At 43.3% G+C, this 1396-nt stretch carries 1 protein-coding gene; it reads left to right on the forward strand.

The features are described 5' to 3' along the window. Nucleotides 1–82: 82 nt before the first annotated feature. Nucleotides 83–1117, forward strand: a complete 1035-nt coding sequence (locus tag I6F44_RS19470) for an IS110 family transposase (protein ID WP_121954016.1) — start codon at nt 83–85, stop codon at nt 1115–1117. Nucleotides 1118–1396: the final 279 nt, after the last annotated feature.

Here is a 1396-nt window from a genome sequence, read left to right on the forward strand (position 1 = left end):
TGATGAGATGGACGCTCCCCAAAACGGCGTCAATGCGCCAAACTGGTAATTGAACTCACTCAGTTAAAAGGGAACGTCCGTCATGAAAATTAGCACATTATCAATTGATTTGGCAAAAAATGTATTCCAAGTCGCTGGCTTTAATTCCAACCATAAAAGAGAATGCAATAAACGCTTAAACAGAGCTAAACTCAACGCATTCTTGGCAAATACCCCACCGTGCCGCGTCGTTATGGAAGCCTGTTATTCTTCCCACTACTGGGGAAGAGTATTTTCGTCTTACGGTCATACCGTTGACCTTATTCCTGCACAACACGTTACCCCCTTTGTTCGCGGTAATAAAAACGACAGTAACGATGCACTTGCTATCTATGAAGCAAGCTTACGCCCTCATATTAAATTCGTTCCTATTAAAACCGAAGCTCAGCAAGAAATACTCATGCTCCATAAGATACGTGAGCGACTTCTGCAAAACAGGATTGCTGCAACCAACCAGTTACGCGGTTTATTGGTCGATTTTGGGTATGTATTTCCTGTCGGTATTAAGGCGTTTGAGCAAGGGATAATTGCCTTAGAAAGTGATTCTGAGCTTCGCCCTCAGCTGCGCATAATGGTGAGTGATATTTACACCGAATACAAAACCCTTGTTAAACGCATTAAAGCTATTGAAGCGATGCTTACTGCACACGTTGAACGGGATACAAACGCTAAAATACTTCACTCTATCCCTGGCGTGGGTGTACTCAATGCCTCAGCCTATGCAGCATCAATCGGGAACGGTCAGGCATTTAAGAGCGCAAAAGAACTCGGTGTGTGGCTAGGATTAACACCTAAACAATACGCATCAGGCGATAAAAGTAAAATGTCTGGTATTACTAAACGCGGCAACAGTTACCTACGAAAACAACTTATTCACGGTGCTCGCGCCCTTATCGCCAGAAGCCACCATAAAACAGATGCGCTAAGCCAGTGGATAAACCAGTTGCGCGAGAAAAAACACTTTAATTGTGTGGTGGTCGCCACCGCACACAGATTGGCGCGACTGATGTGGATATTGCTGACCAAGCAAACATTCTACTCTCCTCAGTATGTGCAAAATACACACAAGGATGCTTAATTATGCGTATTTTATACGCCAATCACACCCGAGTTTACGACTTAAGACAGCCTGGTTATGACATAGGTTTTAAAACCTGAGTGGGTGTTTGGGCACTTAAGTCGTAACATACGCTTATCCTGTATGTACTTCACTTATAATGAAACAAAAAGCGCACGCTAACCAAGGTTAACCAGATAAAGACTCGAGATTTAATCTCGTTTGGGTGAATATTTTTTAGGTCCCTTGGTACGAAGCTCATTAGGAGCATGGCGCATGACAATCATGACAATCATGACA

The sequence above is a fragment of the Pseudoalteromonas sp. NZS11_1 genome, from assembly GCF_015864275.1.
GTDB classification, from domain to species: domain Bacteria; phylum Pseudomonadota; class Gammaproteobacteria; order Enterobacterales; family Alteromonadaceae; genus Pseudoalteromonas; species Pseudoalteromonas arctica.